The organism is Pseudomonas sp. GD04019 (assembly GCF_029837695.1).
GTDB lineage: Bacteria > Pseudomonadota > Gammaproteobacteria > Pseudomonadales > Pseudomonadaceae > Aquipseudomonas.
Genome location: NZ_JAOEEA010000023.1, coordinates 1 through 14,561, shown reverse-complemented (window position 1 = coordinate 14,561; position 14,561 = coordinate 1). Strand labels below are relative to the sequence as shown.

At 59.7% G+C, this 14,561-nt stretch carries 17 protein-coding genes and 1 pseudogene; 13 read left to right on the top strand and 5 right to left on the bottom strand.

The genetic code is table 11. The annotated features are described in order from the left end of the window. Positions 1-118: 118 nt before the first annotated feature. The 5 genes from N7607_RS22925 (at position 119) to N7607_RS22905 (ending at position 3,282) form a co-directional block, all read left to right on the top strand. Positions 119-355: a hypothetical protein gene (locus N7607_RS22925; protein WP_279869463.1), complete on the top strand. Its 237-nt coding sequence runs from the start codon at positions 119-121 to the stop codon at positions 353-355. Between the two features lie 956 nt (positions 356-1,311). Further along, on the top strand, positions 1,312-1,683 hold the full coding sequence (locus N7607_RS22920; protein ID WP_279869462.1) for an MmcQ/YjbR family DNA-binding protein: 372 nt from the start codon (positions 1,312-1,314) through the stop codon (positions 1,681-1,683). Positions 1,684-1,730: 47 nt separating this feature from the next. After that, positions 1,731-2,189, top strand: a complete 459-nt coding sequence (locus N7607_RS22915) for an SRPBCC family protein (RefSeq protein ID WP_279869461.1) — start codon at positions 1,731-1,733, stop codon at positions 2,187-2,189. 73 nt (positions 2,190-2,262) lie between these two features. Further along, entirely contained in the window at positions 2,263-2,742 is a 480-nt protein-coding gene (locus N7607_RS22910; protein WP_279869460.1) for a hypothetical protein, read from the top strand. A 21-nt stretch (positions 2,743-2,763) separates the two neighbouring features. After that, a complete protein-coding gene (locus N7607_RS22905; protein ID WP_279869459.1) occupies positions 2,764-3,282 on the top strand; it encodes a GNAT family N-acetyltransferase in 519 nt (172 codons plus the stop codon). 19 nt (positions 3,283-3,301) lie between these two features. On the opposite strand, the gene N7607_RS22900 is transcribed toward N7607_RS22905, so the two are convergent. The 4 genes from N7607_RS22900 to N7607_RS22885 are packed head-to-tail and all read right to left on the bottom strand — an operon-like array spanning position 3,302 to position 7,819. Continuing rightward, positions 3,302-4,159: an SDR family oxidoreductase gene (locus N7607_RS22900; protein WP_279869457.1), complete on the bottom strand. Its 858-nt coding sequence runs from the start codon at positions 4,157-4,159 to the stop codon at positions 3,302-3,304. Positions 4,160-4,171: 12 nt separating this feature from the next. Beyond that, on the bottom strand, positions 4,172-6,730 hold the full coding sequence (ligD, locus tag N7607_RS22895; protein ID WP_279869455.1) for a DNA ligase D: 2,559 nt from the start codon (positions 6,728-6,730) through the stop codon (positions 4,172-4,174). A 15-nt stretch (positions 6,731-6,745) separates the two neighbouring features. Beyond that, on the bottom strand, positions 6,746-7,621 hold the full coding sequence (locus tag N7607_RS22890) for a Ku protein (RefSeq protein ID WP_279869454.1): 876 nt from the start codon (positions 7,619-7,621) through the stop codon (positions 6,746-6,748). Positions 7,622-7,675: 54 nt separating this feature from the next. After that, entirely contained in the window at positions 7,676-7,819 is a 144-nt protein-coding gene (locus N7607_RS22885) for a PSPA7_2676 family Cys-rich small protein (protein ID WP_279869452.1), read from the bottom strand. Positions 7,820-7,972: 153 nt separating this feature from the next. Between N7607_RS22885 and N7607_RS22880 the strand changes: the two genes are divergently transcribed. Genes N7607_RS22880 through N7607_RS22870 form a run of 3 tightly spaced genes read left to right on the top strand, consistent with a single transcriptional unit; the run spans position 7,973 to position 9,039 of the window. Further along, positions 7,973-8,194, top strand: coding sequence for a hypothetical protein (locus N7607_RS22880; protein ID WP_279869451.1), 222 nt, complete (start codon positions 7,973-7,975; stop codon positions 8,192-8,194). 3 nt (positions 8,195-8,197) lie between these two features. Further along, positions 8,198-8,806: an NAD(P)H-binding protein gene (locus N7607_RS22875; protein ID WP_279869449.1), complete on the top strand. Its 609-nt coding sequence runs from the start codon at positions 8,198-8,200 to the stop codon at positions 8,804-8,806. Continuing rightward, positions 8,806-9,039: a hypothetical protein gene (locus tag N7607_RS22870; protein ID WP_279869447.1), complete on the top strand. Its 234-nt coding sequence runs from the start codon at positions 8,806-8,808 to the stop codon at positions 9,037-9,039. Before N7607_RS22875 ends, N7607_RS22870 begins: the two co-directional genes overlap by 1 nt. Before the next feature lie 47 nt (positions 9,040-9,086). Here N7607_RS22870 and katE read toward each other — a convergent pair. After that, positions 9,087-11,222 (bottom strand): annotated as a pseudogene (gene katE, locus N7607_RS22865) (catalase HPII); the annotation flags it as partial. A gap of 168 nt (positions 11,223-11,390) precedes the next feature. Here katE and N7607_RS22860 point away from each other — a divergent pair. The 5 genes from N7607_RS22860 to N7607_RS22840 all read left to right on the top strand — a co-directional run bounded on the left by N7607_RS22860 (position 11,391) and on the right by N7607_RS22840 (position 14,480). After that, a complete protein-coding gene (locus N7607_RS22860) occupies positions 11,391-11,777 on the top strand; it encodes a hypothetical protein (RefSeq protein WP_279869445.1) in 387 nt (128 codons plus the stop codon). Positions 11,778-12,072: 295 nt separating this feature from the next. Beyond that, positions 12,073-12,453, top strand: a complete 381-nt coding sequence (locus N7607_RS22855) for a hypothetical protein (RefSeq protein WP_279869443.1) — start codon at positions 12,073-12,075, stop codon at positions 12,451-12,453. A 76-nt stretch (positions 12,454-12,529) separates the two neighbouring features. Beyond that, positions 12,530-12,955 carry a hypothetical protein gene (locus N7607_RS22850; RefSeq protein ID WP_279869441.1) on the top strand — a complete coding sequence of 142 codons (426 nt, stop codon included), beginning with the start codon at positions 12,530-12,532 and terminating at the stop codon, positions 12,953-12,955. A gap of 383 nt (positions 12,956-13,338) precedes the next feature. Beyond that, positions 13,339-13,872: a hypothetical protein gene (locus N7607_RS22845; RefSeq protein WP_279869440.1), complete on the top strand. Its 534-nt coding sequence runs from the start codon at positions 13,339-13,341 to the stop codon at positions 13,870-13,872. 98 nt (positions 13,873-13,970) lie between these two features. Further along, positions 13,971-14,480, top strand: coding sequence for a hypothetical protein (locus N7607_RS22840; protein WP_279869438.1), 510 nt, complete (start codon positions 13,971-13,973; stop codon positions 14,478-14,480). Positions 14,481-14,561: the final 81 nt, after the last annotated feature.

Sequence of the window (14,561 nt, the reverse complement as noted above, 5' to 3'; positions counted from 1 at the left end):
CTCGGTACTTCAGAGTGTGGTGTGGAGAGAGTCCATTACAGCATTCAAGCCGCTCACTGTGCTCACTCGGGACCGACTGAAACCGCTCGATTAACCGAATGCCATACGCTGGTGACACATGGAAGAAATTCTCAGCTTCGCTGCACGACTTCTTGGCTACTTTGCAACAGAGATCCTACTGGGCTCATTTTTCTACGCCATAGGCTGGCCTTTTGTAAAAGCGGCCACGCTTTGGAAATACCCGAAGAATGAGTGGCTGAGCGGGTCTAGAAATGAAACATATGTGTGCTGCATTGGGATTGTTGTATTCGCTTTTCTGCTAATGGCTGCTTTTGGCCAGCTCAGTGCTCTATGAATAAAGTAATCAGTATTATTTTGCTAACGCTGATAGGTGGCTGTGCGACTTACAAAGTTGAGATGGCCGATAAGGCTTCCGTGGCAAAAATGATACCTAATCCAGATGCGTCTATTCTACTCAAAAAGGAGAATTTATATCCGGAGGGATTTCAGTGCTTCGAGCCAATGCTGTTTGTGCTTACATTTGGGCTAATCCCAACGCACTGCGTAGACACATATAGTGCCTCGACCACTACAGATCAGCAAAAATTAGTGCCGTTAGGATCCTTCAAGATAACTACCATCGGTGGCTGGGCTGCGCTAATCATAGCGCCGCTGCCCCAATGGAGATTTGGGTCGCCAGATAAGCCGGAGGTTGAAATAAACAAATTATTAGCCATAAGTGATAGGCGAATATAACAATCCATTAAGCTGAGCCGCTCCGCTGACTAGACAGTCAAAATTTGCCCGCCCTTTAAATCAATACTTGGGGGAGACACTGTGAGAAAAATCGTAATGCTAGGTGTTGTTTTGATGACCGGTTGTCAAAATGAAGCCATGCGCACGCCTAGACCATCAACTGGGGCCTCAGAGCAGGCCGGCACTGCTACGTTAATCGTAATCTCCAAGGAAACAAAGCTAGGAGAGAGCGGCTTTAATCTTTTCGATAACGACAAAACGCTTCTCTCCTACATGAAAATAAGCAAGACAGTTGAGTTTAAGCTACCTTCGGGAAGTCGCACCTTTACTGTTTCATCGACAGGCAGCCCTGGTTTCAAATTGCGAGCAAATCTAAAGCCAGATACTAGGACCTGCATGCAGATCGAAACCAATAACGCGAATTACCTGGGGAAGTTCATTCTCCCGTTTATGAGAAATGCGACTCCAACCCACAGAGCCGAGCTAATTCCCTGCGAATTGAAATCCGCCACATAGCGGCTGATTCAGATTGCCACATTAGAGTGTACGGATTTTATGGATATTACCGCCGTCAAGGACTACTGCCGTGGACTCCCCGGTGTCTCGTCGAGGCTGTACGACGCGCCGAGCAACATCCTTGTCTATTACGTGGGCGGCAGGAAGTTCGCCTATTTCAAGACCAGTGAGCCGGAGCAGTGGCGCTTCAGTATTTGCACCTCTGCGGAGCGCTTCCTGGAGCTGACCGACGTGCCGGGCATCAAGCCGGCTCGCTATATGGCCAGGTTCCGCTGGGTCACCATCGTGGATGTCGAGACGGTTCCGGCCGACTACCTTCGGGAGCTGATCACCTGGTCTTACGCCAAGGCACGCTCCGGCCTGTCGAAGCGGCAGCAGTTGGCCATCGCCCTTGAGCAATCACAACCCTGACCCCACTCTACGGTGACTACGGCCCGTGGCTACAACAGGAGCATCGCGTGTATCTGCTGACAGAAAACACTGCCGAGATAGCGTGCCCGGTGAGTGTGGCGTACGACTACATCACCAATCTGGAGACGTTCGGCGAGTGGTTTCCTGGCGTCCTCGCCATCGAGTCGGCGAACGAATTGGCGCATGCCGTTCCCGGGAAAACCTATCTTGAAACCGTCGCCATTCCCCTGCGCGGTACCCGCAAGGTCGCCATCACGGTCGTTGCTGCGGAGCCGAACAAACTGCTCGTCACGGAAGGCCAGCTGCCGCCACTGATGCCGAGGATGGAAATCGAGTTCCATTCCATCGATGCCGGCGCATGTCGGGTCGTGTGGCGGATGTTCAGCCGCAATGATCACCTCCTCGCCAGGATCACCCTCTTGCCGCTCGCCCGCAGAGTCATGCGCAAGCGCGCCGCGATTGGGATGACAAGGCTAGCGAGGGTATTGGAGGGGCGCAGTGCCTGACCCTTCTGCTCGGCCACGACCCAGCAAACCAGCCATAGCCGCACGAACGTTCACAGGTATCCCGAGAGCCCACATGATCGATCTCCCACCACTCAAGCCCCTGTTCCTCTGCTCCATCCTGGCGTTCGGTGCATTAGCCGGATGTGACCAACAACCTGACGCGGAGAACGCGCAATCGTCCTCCGGCATCAGCCCAGCCGATCAGGCCGCCATCGCGGATCTGGCTCGCGTCGGTACAGCAGTCGCGGCGCAATCCGCCGACCTGAAGCTGGAGTTTCTCGGCGCCAAGAATGGCGTTGACCCGGCACAGGCGGCTGCCGGAGAGAGCTGGTCACTCTTCCATCTCTCGTTTGCCGCCGCGCAGCCTTCGCAGTTGCAGCTGAGCGGCAATCTGAACAGCCAGATGCTGTCCCCCGAGAACCAAGCACGCCAGGAGCGCTGGCAGAAAGTGGTTTGCACGCCTGAGCTGGGCCATGTCATGCGCGCGCACCAGATCGATCTGGTATACGCCACCTTCGGCAAGGCGGATATGCCGATCGCTCAGTGCCAGTAGCGGGTATAGGAGAAACTCTAGATGCCCGGCATCACCATCCACAAAGGCTCACTGCCAGAGTTGGCCGACGCCGGTCTGGATGCCAGCTTCGACGTGACGCAGGAACTGCGTCCCCATTTCATCGACGGTCGCTTCGGCTACGACATCGTCGACGTGGAGCCCTACAGGAAATCCTACGGTGACGATGACGACGAAGATGCCGACGGCGAGCTGTTCATCGCCCACCTAGAGGGACGGCCAGCCGGCGCGATACTGCTTTCCGAAGCCTGGAACGGCTATGCGCGCATCGACAATATCCTGGTCGACGCCAACCTGCGCCGGGCCGGCGTGGCGACCGCCCTGCTCCACCACGCCGTGGACTGGTGCAAGAGCCATGGTTTATCCGGCCTGATGCTGGAGACGCAGAACAACAATGTAGCGGCCTGCAAACTCTACGAGCGCTTCGGCTTCCGCCTGGGCGGCTTCGATCTGCACCTGTATGGCAACCTCGCCGCTCCTGGGGAAATCGCCCTGTTCTGGTACTGGCACGCCGCTGCCTGAGGCCGCGGCGCGCCAGCCGCTAGCCATTCACCACCGTACCGCCATTCACATGCAGCACCTGGCCGCTGACATAGGACGAATCGTTGCAGGCCAGGTAAACGAACGCCGGCGCCACTTCGGCCGGCTGGCCTGGGCGCTGCATGGGGGTGTCCGAGCCGAAGGTGGCCACCTTTTCTGGCGGGAAGGTCGAGGTGATCAGCGGCGTCCAGATCGGCCCCGGGGCGACCGCATTGACGCGGATGCCACGCTTGGCCAGGTTCAGCGCCAGCGAGCGGGTGAAGGTGGTGATCGCCCCCTTGGTCGACGAGTAGTCGAGCAGCACCGGGTGGCCCTTGTAGGCGGTGATCGAGGTGGTGTTGATGATCGCTGCACCTTCCTTCAGGTGCGGCAGCGTGGCCTTGGTCAGTTGGAAGATGCCGAAGATATTGGTGCGGAAGGTCTGCTCCCACTGCTCTTCGCTGATGTCTTCCAGACCGTCCTGAGGCTGCTGTTCGCCGGCGTTGTTGACCAGGATATCGATATGGCCCCACTTGCCGATGGCCTGTTCGACCACCTGGCGGCAGAACCCGGCGTCAGCCACGTCACCGGCCATTGGCAGTACCTGGCGGCCGCGGCGCTCGATCTCCGCCTGGGTGTGCTTGGCGTCTTCATCGCGGTCGAAGTACAGCAGCACGATGTCGCAGCCCTCTTCGGCGAAGTGCACGGCTACGGCACGACCGATGCCGCTGTCGGCGCCGCTGATGATGGCAACCTTGCCCTCCAGCTTGCCGGCGCCGCGATAGCGCTCGTCGATGTACACCGGTGGCGGGTCCATCTGTGCCTCGCTGCCGTGCGGGGTCTCCTGGTGCTGCGCTGGCAGGGTCTGTTTCTGGCTCATGGAATTTCCTCGTCATTCGCTTGCGGGCGGTGTGGCGCCGAGCCGCTCCCACATGGCGCGGGTCAGGCGTTGGCGGTTGGCGTAGCCTTTCCAGGGGTTATCCTGCAGGCCGTCCAGGCGTTCCTGCAGGTTGGCGATGGTCCATTGCTGGGCGCTGCGCAGGCCTTCCAGTTCGTCGCGACTGATCGGCACCGACACCGGTAGCCCCGGGCGGGCGCGTACCGAATAGGCGGCCACAGTGCTGGCACCACGGCCATTGCGCAGGTAGTCGATAAAGATTTTGCCGACCCGGTTCTTCGGTCCCGAGGTGGCGGTGAAGCGCTCCGGCAGCTGGCGGGTCATGAACTGGGCGACGGCCTTGGCGAAGCCCTTGACCGTGTCCCAGCCGGCACGCCGGGCCAGCGGCACGATGATGTGGATGCCCTTGCCGCCGCTGGTCTTCAGATAGGCATCCAGGTGCAGCTCATTGAGCACAGCAAGTGTCAGGCGGGTGGCCTCCAGCATGCTGCGCCAGGGCAGCGCGGGGTCCGGGTCGAGGTCGAGGACTAAGTGGTCCGGCGTCTCGATGCGGTCGCTGGTGGCGCCCCAGGTGTGCAGCTCGATGGTGCCCATCTGCACGGCGCCCACCAGCGCCGGTAGGCTGTCGATTTCCATCAGCCTGGCGTGGCCAGGGTCCAGGCTCGGGTCCAGATGCTTGATGTTGGGAATGGCCAGGCGCTCGGCATGCTTTTGGAAGAACTGCTCGCCGCCCACGCCATCCGGCGCCCGCACCAGCGATACCGGGCGATTGTCCAGATACGGCAGCAGCCACTCGGCGATGCCTTCGTAGAACAAGGCCAGATCCAGCTTGGTGGTACCGCTGTCCGGGTCGATCACCCGCTGGGGATTGCTGATCGGCACCTCGGCCACCACGGGCTTGCCACCCTTGCCGTTCGCAGGTTTCTTGCTGGGCTTGTCGGGCTTGGCCTTGGCGCCGAGCTGCTCGGGAGCACGCGGCCGCTCGCGCACGATCTGGCTGGCCGGTTTGTCGCTGCGCAGGGCGACGAAGGTGGCCTGGCGCACGATGCCTTCGCGGGTCCACTCGGCGAACTCGACCTCACCGACCAATTGTGGCTCCACCCAGCTGACCCCGCGGGTCTGGGCGGAAGTGAGCTTGTGCGCCAGGGGCGAGCCGCTGCGGGCCAGCTGCTGCAGGCGCTGGTGCAACTCCTTCAGCGCCACCTCGCCGAAACCGCTGCCGACGCGCCCTGCATAGCGCAGGCCATCTTCGTCGTTGACCGCCAGCAACAGTGCGCCAAAGCCGCTGCGGCTGCCCTGCGGCTTGGTATGCCCGACGATGACGAACTCCTGGCGCAGGCGGCACTTGAGCTTGATCCAGTCGGAGCTACGGCGCGAGACGTAGAGGCTTCCGGCGCGCTTGCCGATCACGCCTTCCAGGGACATGGCACAGGCGCTTTCGATGATGTCCTCGTGGCGCGCGCTGAACGCCTCCGAGAAGCGCAAGGGCGAGCGCCGCGGATTGCCCAGCAGCTGCTTGAGCTGGGCACGGCGCTGCTCCAGCGGCGTCTCGCGCAGGTCCTCGCCATTGATGAAGGGCGCGTCGAACAGGTAATAGAGAATGTCGTGGCTGCGGCCGATGTCGAAGGCGTTCTGCAGCAGCTGGAAGTCCGGCAGGCCCTGATCGTTCATCACCACCACCTCGCCGTCCAGCCAGGTGTCGCGCAACTTCAGCTTGGCCAGGGCTTCCGCCTGCCGCGGCAGGCGCGCCGTCCAGTCGTGGCCGTTGCGGGTGAACAGGCGCACCTCGCCGTCGGCGATGCGGGCGAGGATGCGGTAACCGTCGAACTTCACCTCGTAGAGCCAGTCGCCCTCCGGCGGACGCTCCATCAGCGTGGCCAGCTGCGGCGCCAGGCTGGCCGGAAAATCGGCGTTGGCAGACTCGGCCTTGGGCCTGGTTTTTGGCTTGCTTTCAGCCGCCTTGCGCACGGCCTTCTTGCTCGGCCCACCCACCAGTCCGCCACTGATCACGCTCTGCGGCAACGCTTCGACTATGTCGTACTCGTCGGCCGAACGTGCGGTGTCGTCGCGCTCCTTGATCAGCAACCACTGCTGTTTGTCACTGCTGCCGCGCAGATGAGTGCGCACGAGGGTCCAGTCGCCCGCCAGCTTCTCGCCGACCAGGGTGAACTTGAGCTTGCCGGCGGCGTAGGCGGACGCCGGGTCGCCATGGGGCTGCCAGACGCCGTGGTCCCAGACGATCACGTCGCCAGCGCCGTAGTTGCCCTCAGGAATGCTGCCCTCGAAGCTCGCGTAATCCAACGGGTGATCTTCCACGTGCACCGCCAGGCGCTTGTCGCGGGGGTCCAGGCTCGGGCCCTTGGGCACCGCCCAACTCTTCAGGGTGCCGTCCAGTTCGAGGCGGAAGTCGTAGTGCAGGCGCCGGGCGTCGTGCTTCTGGATCACGAAACGCAGGGCACCGGCCTTGCGGGCGCGCTTGCGCGGTTCCTCGCGGGGTTCGCTGGTCTGCTCGAAATTGCGTTTGCGGTTGTATTCGCTCTGCGCCCTGGCCATGTCGGTTTTCCTGGCTTATTTGCGTGCCGTCTTGGCGGTCTTGCGTGGGGTCGTGCCGGCCGCCTTCGCCTTTGCCTTGGGCTTCGATGGTTTGCTCTCGGCCTTGCCGCCGAGGCTGCGCTTGAGCAGCTCGGTGAGGTCGATGACATCGGCGCTGCGCCGCTCCTCCGCGCCTTCCACGCGCTCGACCTCCTCGATCTTGCCGGCCTTGGCCTTCTGCTCCACCAGTTCCATGATCCGGTCCTGGAAGCTGTCCTGGTAATCCTCCGGCTGCCAGTCGGCGCTCATGTCCTTGATCAGCCGCTTGGCCATGTCCAGCTCGCTCTTCACCAGCTTCGGGCTGGTCACCGCGGAGCCCAGCTCCAGCGACTCCAGGCCGCGCACCTCGCTGGGCCAGCGCAGCTTCACCAGAACCAGGGCCGACTCCAGCGGCATCAGCGCCGCCAGGTGCTGGCGGGTGTGCAACACCACATGGGCCAAAGCCACCTTGTCGGTGCTGGCCAGGGCCTCGCGCAGCAGCGCATAGACCTTCTCGCCGCGGCGGTCGGGCGTCAGGTAGTAGGGGGTGTCGATGTTCTGCAGCGGGATCTGCGGGCTATCGACGAAGGCGAAGATATCGATGGTCTGGGTCGACTCCGGGTGCGCAGCGCGGATCTCCTCCTCGCTGAGCACCACGTAGCGCCCCTTCTCGTAGGCCACGCCCTTGACGATGTTTTCCTTGGTAACTTCCTTGCCGGTGACCTTGTTCACCCGCTTGTAACCGACCGGTTCCATGCTGCGCTTGTCCAGCCAGTCGAAGTCCACGCCCTGAGACGCGGTGGCCGAGACCAGCGCCACCGGGATGTGCACCAGGCCAAAACTGATAGCGCCTTTCCAGATAGCTCGGGCCATGACGGTCGCTTCCTGGGAGTGTTAGGGGCCGGCCCGCCGTGGCCGGAGACAGTTTCAGTGCTCGAGCGCCTCTGCTCCAGGGATGTAGCGGAAGCTGCCACAGCGTCTGCAGCACTGGCAGAGCAAGGTTTCCTTGCCCAGCAGGGTGATATCGCCATCGATCCAGTTACAGCCACTGATCAAACACATGAAAGTCATCTGTTCCTCCTGCGGCCCGCCGTCGGGTGTCCGTAACCAGTCGACCGCAGGCAAGCGCAGAAGGTTTTATCGAGAAATTCCTGAACTCTGTTCGGCCAGTTGGTTGTCTACCTGTCAGGAGGCCGCCAGGCCACGCAGCACGGGAGTTCAAGCATGGCGAAGAAATACGATTTCCTGGTCAGTTACATCCGCGACAACCAGCCCACCTCCGTCACGGTGCAGGCCGATAGCGAGTCGCTGACGCCGGATCAGGCGATGTTCTACCTGCAGTCCCTGCATACCGAGGCGCTGCCCGGGACGATCACCGATGTCCAGGTGAGCCGTATCGACACGCAGAAGACCGCCGTTTCGCCGGGCCACCGCCTGCAGTCCTGAACCATGAAGAACCTGGAAACCCCGGCCTGCAAGCTGGCCCTCTATGGCGCCCGTAGCAGCCTGGGCAGCGCGGTACTGGTGGAGGCGCTGCATCGCCAGTACGAGGCAATGGCCATCGTCGACCAGCTCAACGCCCTACCCTCGACTCCCGGCCTGCGCACCAAGGGCGGCGACCTGTCCGACGCCCTTTCCGTCAGTCACAGCTTGGCCGGCATGGACGCGGTCATCTGCCTGCTCGGCGAGCAGTTGCCGGGCTCGGCACGGGACGACTTCCCTCTGCTGTTCCGCGCCCTGCTCGCCCTGCTGGATGGCCTGGAAGTCGCCGGAGTGAAGCGCCTGCTGGTGGTGGACGACTTCGCCTGGCTGGACCAGACCACGCAACAACCCGCTGCCCCCGTGAGCCATCTGCAGGAGCGCCTGCTGGCCAGCCCGATTGCCTGGACCCTGGTCGAGGCCCCGCTGCCAGTGGGTACCCGGCTGGAGTTCGCCGATTTCCTGCAGCCCGACGCAAGCGCCCTGCCCCTGCGCCGCTTTGCCGCCGGCCTGCTGGATGAATTGACCCTGTCGTTGCACGTGCATGAGCGCGTGCGCATCATCGAAGGAGACCGCTAATGGGCCCCGCAAGCATCATTCTGCTGATGATCTCGGCCTGGTTCCTGGTGGCAGCAGCCATGCTCTGGGGCATGCTGCGCATCGTCCGTCGCCATGCCACCTACAACCAGCCACGTGTAGCCAGGCCACAGCCGGCGCCGCTGTCCACTCGGCGCAAGACGCCAAGACCGAAGCTGCCGCGCCCGGTACTGAGCCCGGCCTATCGCGCGGCGCACCACTTCGCCCACCGCTAGTCCGACTCAAGTCACTCCGGCCCGGTTGGGCCGGAGCTGTTTTTGCCTCAGGCTGGAATCGCCTTGGCCTTCGGCTCGCGGGCCCACACCCGATGCTTGGCCATGGCCTTGACCAGATCGGCGCACAGATCTTCTGCCTTGGCAGCACTGAGCAACCCTTCATCGGCCTCCAGCCGCAGCTCTGCCAGCAGATCCGCCGCCTCGCCGCACAGGGCGATGGCCTTGAGATGCTTGTAGGCCTCCAGCAGGTAATGCAACGCCGCGCCATTGCCCAGCAACGCCTTGACCGCCTCCGCACCGGCGGGGACGAATACCGCATCGAAGGCGATCGAGGGCAGGCCGTCATAGGTGGCGTCGGGCACTAGGGTATTGCCATCGCTGGTCTTCACCGGCGCCGAACTGGGGCCGAGCACCTTGGCCGTGGCGCCTTCGCTGTTGAGTACACCGATGATGTGGCTGACGTCGTCGGCGTTGGCGCCGTCGGCCAGCAGAATGGCTACCTTGCGCGAGCGGATATTGCCCGACAGCAGGTTGGCCTGGCTCAGTGCCGGCGACTCCTTCAGGGCGGTTTTCACCGGCGCCACATTGCCACCGGCTGGCGCCGGCAGACCGAGGTTTTGTGCCACCCGCGAGGCCAGCGTCGAATCGATATTGGCGAGAATCTCGTTGACCTCGCGCTCGCGGATTTCACGGCGCTCCACCTTGCCCAGCTCGAAGCTGTAGGCTGCGATGATGTGCTCCTTCTCGTGGGGCGCCATGCTGTTCCAGAACAGCCGGGCCTGGGAGAAATGGTCGCCGAACGAATCGGCACGCTTGCGCAGCTTGATCCCGGTCATCGGCTCCGGATAGGAGACGAAGCCACCACCGTTGGCCGCCGGCGGGGTTTCCTTGGGCCAGCCGCCGTCGATGGAGTTGGGCTCGTAGGCCGCCCTGCCCTTGTTGATGGTCTGTCGATGCGGCGCATCGCGCTGGTTGTTGTGGAACGGACACAGCGGCCGGTTGATGGGCAGCTCGTTGAAATTCGGCCCGCCCAGGCGCAGCAGCTGGGTATCGGTGTAGGAAAACAGCCGGCCCTGCAGCAGCGGGTCGTTGCTGAAGTCGATGCCCGGCACCACGTGACCGATATGGAACGCCGCCTGCTCGGTCTCGGCGAAGAAGTTGTCCGGGTTGCGGTTGAGCACCATCTTGCCCACCACGCGTACCGGCACCAGTTCCTCCGGCACCAGCTTGGTCGGATCCAGCAGGTCGAAGTCGAACTTGTGCTCGTCCTCCTCCGGGATCACCTGCAGACCCAGCTCCCACTCAGGATAGTCGCCGCTCTCGATGTCTTCCCACAGCTGCCGGCGGTTGAAGTCCGGGTCCTTGCCGGCCAGTTTCTGCGCCTCGTCCCACACCAGCGAATAGACGCCGGACACCGGCCGCCAGTGGAACTTGACGAACACGCTGCGGCCCTCGGCGTTGACCAGGCGGAAAGTATGCACGCCAAAGCCCTGCATGGCCCGGTAGGCCACTGGGATGCCACGGTCGGACATGGCCCACAGCACCATGTGCGCCGACTCAGGCTGCAGCGAGACGAAGTCCCAGAAGGTGTCGTGGGCCGAGGCGCCGGTGGGGATCTCGTTGTGCGGCTCCGGCTTCACGGCGTGAACGAAGTCGGGAAACTTGATCGCGTCCTGGATGAAGAACACCGGCATGTTGTTGCCGACCAGGTCGAAGTTGCCCTCGTCGGTGTAGAACTTGGTGGCGAAGCCGCGCACGTCACGCACCGTGTCCGCCGAGCCGCGCGGCCCCTGCACGGTTGAGAAGCGCACGAACACCGGAGTCTTCTTCTGCGGATGATTGAGGAAGTCGGCGCAGGTCAGGTCGCTGAGCGGCTCGTAGACCTGGAAGTAGCCATGGGCCGCCGCGCCGCGAGCATGCACTACCCGCTCGGGAATGCGCTCGTGGTCGAAGTGGGTGATCTTCTCGCGCATCAGGAAGTCTTCGAGCAGCGAGGGGCCTCGCTCGCCGGCCTTCAGCGTGTTCTGGTTGTCGGCCACCTTGACCCCGGTATTGGACGTCAGGGCCTTGCCACTGGCGTCTTCGCGCCAACGCTCAAGCTGGTCCAACTTGGCGTTGCTGTTGCCGCGATCGAGTGTGTGGGTGCCCGCCGCCTCGCTCGGGTTCTTCTTTTCAGACATGTCGTTCTCCTCATGGCTAGGGTGCGCCGCGAAAGGCGCCTTCTAGCTATGAGAGGGGCGCTCCGTAGAGGTTCTAGCGATTTTTGCCACGCCGCTGCGCTGAAAAAGCCGGGCACTCGCCGATGGCCGCCGGGTCGAAAAGCCAATGCTCGACAGCCGAGGTAGTAACCGATGAACAGCCAAGAAAACTTCCGCGACGCCCTGCGGGTGGCCCTGGTGGATTGCGCCGCATTGCACTTCGAAGAAGCCGCCCGTTACGCCCACGCCAATGGCCTGGAGGCACACACGCAACTGCGCAACGACGAGCGCCCCGAACTGCACCTGACCCTCAAGCGCCCCAGCGACGGCGTCCCCTGCATCTATCGGATCGGCGCGTTGACGGAGCGCAACCTCGTGCTGCACGAGAAAATTTACGGCCAGGAAGTCCAGCGCCTGGAGGCGCCACTGGAGTCGATCAACCAGACCCTGGTGGAAACCGAGCTGGCCGCCTTCTTCATCAAGGCCGCCGCGCTGCCGCTCGACTATGTGGCGGAGCGGCATCAGCCTGGGTTTATCTGAGCGTCTAAGCAAAGGCAGCTGAGCGTAAAAATGCAGCTCGGCGTTTAACCAGTGATGGCATGTGGTTCGACACCATTGCGACACCACTGCCGAGCATTGTCCCATGCCCCTCTCGCAAGCTACCCTGCGGCCAATAGCCAGCTTGCTGGCAAAAGGACTTGTAGTGCTGGCGCATAATATCTTCATCTCCGCGCACTGCGCGATCTAGAGCTTTCGCAGCCAACCGCAAGAGAATGTTATCCACCAAATGGGGCGTTTAAACACCATTTGGTGTCTATTTATAGTTAGGCATCTTATGCGATATCACGACTACCATCTCAAGAAATACGAAGTATCAGATCGTGGTGAGACTATTGCTTTTCATTTGGTGTATGGCTACCCCGAAGAAGAAACCGATGATTCATATATAAAGTTCTCAAATGTTGCGCTCTATAATTTTTCACATACTATGGGCGCCATCATCACTGATATCGAAGAAATAGAAATCTCTGAGCTCATGCAAGAATATGGCAACGAAATTACTGAATGGAACCGCATGCATGGAGTAAGGTTCTGGAAGGATAATCTTCAAAACTATAGCCGTTGGTTACAATCTGAAGGTTACAAAGCCTGGCGCATTGTATCTGCAATTGGCTTCTATGGTTTTGTCATTGCCAAGACTGTGGACAACGCCTAACAAGTGGTTCAAATCGTTCGCTTCGCTCACTGGGACGGGCTAAAGCCCGCCCCTTAACCAAACGTTAGAGATAGTCATGAACAAACGCGCTCTCGTCATAGGGCTATTCATAGCAGTTCTAGCCAGCGTCATTTCGCAAGCCTTACTACATGGCCAAAAATCAATTGCTACCGATGTGGCCTTGCACACACCATACTTCCTATCACCTCTTTTCAGCATGTTTATACAAGCCACGTCCATGCTGGCATGGGCCGCACCTGGGCTGTATGTAGGTTATTCATGCAGAAACAAACCAGTGCAGCATGGTGCAATCGTGGGAGCAGCATATGCAGCAATACTTGGAGCTGGTGTATTCGCAATGCAATCTTCCAAACTAATCGACACTGACTCCCTGCTAGTGTTCGCAGTATCTTCTTTAACGCAAATAGCAAAATACTCCGTACTCTTCGCGCTAGTCGCTCCTGCCGGCTATCTTCTTGCCACGCATCGTGCAAATCTCTAACAATTAGTTCAAATCGCTCGCTCCGCTCGCTGGGACCGGCTAAAGCCGGCCCCTTAACCAAACGTTATGTATCACTAGGAAAGTGTGCCAATGCCCCAGTACTCCGGTGGGCCATATCGTTTTAGAACCTGGCTCAGAGGCCATCTGCCTTGGCTCCTTATTGATTTGGGCGTGGCCACCAAAGGGGCCAACTGCGAACAGGCAGGAGGCAGCCATGAGTGGTACAACATCAACGACAAAGAGAGCGGTTGCTACCACTGCAAGGTCGTGTGTGAAGGCCAGCTATGGAAACGAGGTGGTGCAACATAACATCTGGTTCAAGCCGTTCGCTTCGCTCACTCGGGACCGGCTAAAGCCGGCCCCTTAACCAAACGTTAGGCCCTATGAAAAACCTAATCCTGGCATCACTGATTTTCTTATCTCTGAACAACTACTGCTTTGGCCACAAGGACACGGTGCTTAGCCTCGAAGACAACGGGGCAATAATTGGCTTGCCAGATCAATACCTGCCCGCGACTCTAAAAATAAAATTCGCCAGCAACACAGATACCATCCCAATAGAAAGCATTCAAATATCAGTTGCAAAAAATGAAGTCACCCTACCACAGTGCATTGTTAAATTAATTAAAACAAGCAGCGCATCCGACATATCACTATCTGCATCCTGGTACCACAAGAGCTCTTCACTACCACACTATATGAATATCAATCTATACGACCCAGGATATACACCAGAGAAATGGGCAAACCCTAAATACTCCTTACTAGTCAATCTTGTTAGCGCAAGAGTAATTGACATGACATATACAGAATTCGCCCCTAACGGGAACAGCTCCCGGCTTCTGCCAGTAAAGTTCTCTAGTCTTTGTCAAGAAAAGGAAATAGATGGTTTTCTTGATGGCAAGCCAGCACTGTAGCCACGGCCTAACAACTGGCTCAAGTCGTTCGCTCCGCTCACTCGGGACCGGCGAAGCCGGCCCCTTAGCCAAACGTTAGGCGCTCAAGGAAGAAAACCATGCCGATAGCCCTTAAAAAATTCACCTTAGGCTATGTCCCATTCACTACTGCAGCAGTACTTATCGCATTTCTCATCATCTCAAACTCCAGAAGCTGGGGAACTGCCTTAGCAGGAGGAGTGCTATTCCTATTCTGGGCTGGATCCATTGCTGCATTTCAACTGATAATTTTCAAACTAAAATATCAACGAGGCTTTTACATTAAATGCCTAGCTGTCACCTTCGTTAGTGTAATTGCATCGCCCTTCGTAACCGGAGGGCTGTATAAAATTGCAAACATCATTCAGAAAGGAAAGCCCGACTTTGAGGGAGACTTAGCCAGAGAAACCTCAGTGTGCAAGATTTCAAAAATAGATAAAGAAAGAAGAATGGGCGGAACCACATACTATATAGAGGCAGATTTGAGCTGCACCTCAATACCAAATCAAAAATCCGTCGTGTGGTGGTATAGCTACAACGACAAAAAAGGAAAATGGAGCAGAACTCCAACCAAAAACCTACCTAAGTAACACGCCTAACAATGCGTATATGGACTCTCCCCACAAGTAGTGGGCAAAAGCTTTTGATCTGCGCTGCCGTCGGTGCGGTTG